A 3,167-nucleotide genomic window follows, 5' to 3' on the forward strand; every position below is an offset into this window, starting at 1 on the left:
ATAGGGGTGCCGGGCACCTCGGTATTTAACGTCGCTTAGCGGAAGTTAACGATGCGAACATCCAGCTCGGAGGAGAGCAGCGGCTCCCATGCGGCGACGGCCTTCTGGAAGTGCTCGGTGCCCATGTGCTTTTCGAGCAGTGCCTGGGACTCCCAGCGCTCGATGAATGCGAAGTCGGTGTCGGAGACGGCGCCGAAATCGTAGCTGACGTTGCCTTCATCCTGGCGGCTTGCGGTCACGAGCGGTTCGATGGTCTTGAGGAATTCTTCGACGTGCTCGGGCTTGACGGATACTCCGGCGTAAACACCAATCATGGGGCTCTCCTTAGGTGCGGTGCGGCGGTTGCCGCGTCGTATATGACTCTTTTACCGTACACCTTCACCCGCGCCCGAGTGAGGTATGCGCAGGGGTTTCTCGCGCTGTGTTCTGTGCTGTGTTCCGTACTGTAGCGACGCGTGCGAGGAGTTGCGGTTATTCCATTCGCTGACTGTAAAAAAGGTGTTTTATATTTGCATGCCCCTTTCTTTTCGACCTATAAAAGAATGAGGACGATACACCGCACGAATGGAAGGAGAAGCGGTATGGCACGCATGGGGGGTGACACTCATGGGATTTTCACCGGCGCATATCAAACGATGCACCCTGACCTGGGAGGCGCCCGACTATAGTGCTTCGTACCCTGCCGGGTACACGGATCAGGGTGTTGCTGTGATTGCGGTGGCTCAGGAGCATCGTAAGGCGCAGGGTTTTTGTTATTCCGCCTTGTCGACGGTGGTTTTTATTTCTAAGCAGGACGGCACCCGCACCGTGGTGAATGAGGAGCAGATGCTCTCTACCCACGTCCATTCCCTCATGGAGTGTTGCGATGAGGTGCATCCGCGTCTGCTGGGTCGCGCCGTGCTCTCGGCGTGGGATGTTGTTCCGGAGCAGTACCGCCAGAACCTGGTGACGATTGCTGCGGATCGTAAGAATTTGAAGCAGCTTTTCCGTGACTGTGACCAGTTGAAGTCGATCATGGAGTACCGTGCCTTTGAGAAGGTGCTGGACCCGTACGATAACCATTCTTTGGGTGAAGTGCATGTGAAGCTTGCCGGTACGCCCGCGTATGAGCGGGTGCAGGCTGAGGTGTGCGCTGCACGTACCGCTGTGGATGAGATGGTGGAGGAGGCGCTGACCCCTCGACCGCTGGATCAGCTGCAGGACTATAGCGTTTTCACGGATTGTTCGTTCCGTTCGACTCACAATAAGAAGTATCAGCGTGGCGGCCGTATGGGTATTGCCGGCGTGAGTGAGGACGGCTTCTATTTTCATGCCCACTATGATGGCGTGAATATTATGACCGGTGAGTTGTCTGCGATGTTGGCGGCTTATACGGTGTTCCATAGTGGGTCGCGCCGCCTGATTATTCATACGGATTCTTTGGGTGCGTTGACGTTTGTGTTGCGTTTGGCGCATAGCCGTTGGGCTTTTGAGACCTGGGCTTCTGAGGGTATTCAGGATGAGCGTGTGGTGGCTCAGATGAGTGCTTTGACGGAGGATATCCGTGAGAAGCGTGTGCTGGTGAAGCATGTTCCGGGCCATACGGGCCACGGTTTGCAGGAGAGTAGCGATTCTGTGTCGAAGATGCATCGCCATTTTCCGGGGCAGATTGTGGATAAGCGTCATCAGAGCGAATTTAATCAGCGTTGCGAGTCGATTATTACTGCTTTGGCGGGTTGTGCGAAGGCTGTTCGTCTGCTTGCACCGGAGTGGTTGCAGATTAAACCTTCTTCAATCCATGCGGGAAACCGTTTATGGCGCTAAACTAGTCCAGGGTAGAAATGAACGCGCGATACATTCGCCGCATACGAGGGTATGCGATGTCGGAGGTGTCGCGTGTTTCTTTTTGCCCTTTTCGCCTTTTTGCGACTGTGCGCTTATACCTGCGCTTCTACCCAAGGCAGGTTTAGGGTGGTGGGGATAGAGGCGGGATAGAATTGTGTGAAGAATTCTGATTCTCCCGATTTTTAGCGGGCACACACTATTTCTTTGGGACCCTTTTATGTCTTTTCTTCCTCCCCATGATTCTTCTCTCTTTAACCCGCTGGTGGTGCTGTATGTGCTGACGGCGCTGTGCCTTCTCGGCTTTATTGGCCTCTACCTGCGGGAACGCCGTAGCGTGTTTGTGGGCTGGTTGCTGATTGCTACCGTGGGGCTGCTGGGTATGAGCCTGGGTGTGACGGCTATTGTGTCGGAGAACCAGATTTTGTTGGTGCTGGCGTTCCTCATTGTTATTATTCCGGCGTTTCTTTCGATTTTTACGCCTCTGGGTTTGACCGGTCTTTTTCTCTATAGCGGTATTCGCCTCATTGTTCGTGAGGGTTTTTCGCTTACTAATTCTTTGGCGTTGGCGGCCGGTGCGGCACTGATTGTGGGTCCGTTTTTTGTTCCCGGCCCGGCGGAGAATGTTCCGCTGGGCGGCGTGTGGGGCACTATTTATTTCTATCTTTCGCTACTGCTGACCTATTTCACGATTTACGCGGTGGGCTTTACCGTGGCGGCTGCGTTGAACCTGGTTAATTTCCGTAAGCAGGCTGACTATGTGGTGGTTCTCGGTTCGGGTCTCATAGGGGATCAGGTGACTCCTTTGTTGGCGGCGCGTATCGACCGCGGTATTGAAATTTACCGTAAGAACCCCGGCTCGAAGCTGATTATGTCTGGCGGTCAGGGCGCGGATGAAAAGATTCCCGAAGGCGTGGCAATGACCCGTTACGCTATTGCCCGCGGTATTCCTGAGGCGGACATTATTGTGGAGGACCGCGCGGTGAACACCCGCGAGAACCTGCTCTTCTCCTACGCCCTGATGCCGGAGGTCGCCGAGGGTAAGACCCCGAAGGTTGCGCTCGCAACCACGAACTACCACCTGTTCCGTGCGTTGCTGCTGGCGCGTTCGCTGGGCCTGAAGTGCTGGGGCGCAGGCGCGCCGACGAAGGTGTATTTTGCGGTGAATGCGTTTATTCGCGAGTTTATCGGCTACTTGAGTATGACGCGCCGCCGCCACCTCATCACGCTGATTGTATGCACGGTTCTCTACATTGCGGTGGCTCTCTTTGTCTGGTGGATGTACTCCTTCGGCCTGGTGGGTCCGGGCGAACCGGTCTAGCCTCCAGCTTCTGTTGAGTGGATTC

At 55.1% G+C, this 3,167-nt stretch carries 3 protein-coding genes; 2 read left to right on the forward strand and 1 reads right to left on the reverse strand.

Annotated features, from left to right (window positions below; all coding sequences use genetic code 11):
- Positions 1-35: 35 nt before the first annotated feature.
- Positions 36-314, reverse strand: coding sequence for a putative quinol monooxygenase (locus QZ540_RS08330; protein WP_005509231.1), 279 nt, complete (start codon positions 312-314; stop codon positions 36-38).
- Positions 315-606: 292 nt separating this feature from the next.
- Between QZ540_RS08330 and QZ540_RS08335 the strand changes: the two genes are divergently transcribed.
- Both QZ540_RS08335 and QZ540_RS08340 read left to right on the forward strand, forming a co-directional pair.
- Positions 607-1,803, forward strand: coding sequence for an RNase H family protein (locus QZ540_RS08335; protein ID WP_294629150.1), 1,197 nt, complete (start codon positions 607-609; stop codon positions 1,801-1,803).
- Positions 1,804-2,041: 238 nt separating this feature from the next.
- Positions 2,042-3,142, forward strand: a complete 1,101-nt coding sequence (locus QZ540_RS08340; RefSeq protein WP_294629152.1) for a YdcF family protein — start codon at positions 2,042-2,044, stop codon at positions 3,140-3,142.
- Positions 3,143-3,167: the final 25 nt, after the last annotated feature.

Source organism: uncultured Rothia sp. (assembly GCF_916049665.1).
GTDB lineage: Bacteria > Actinomycetota > Actinomycetes > Actinomycetales > Micrococcaceae > Rothia.

Coding starts and splice junctions, on each gene's coding strand:
- QZ540_RS08330 (WP_005509231.1), bottom strand. CDS start 314: ATGATTGGTGTTTACGCCGGAGTATCCGTCAAGCCCGAGCACGTCGAA.
- QZ540_RS08335 (WP_294629150.1), top strand. CDS start 607: ATGGGATTTTCACCGGCGCATATCAAACGATGCACCCTGACCTGGGAG.
- QZ540_RS08340 (WP_294629152.1), top strand. CDS start 2,042: ATGTCTTTTCTTCCTCCCCATGATTCTTCTCTCTTTAACCCGCTGGTG.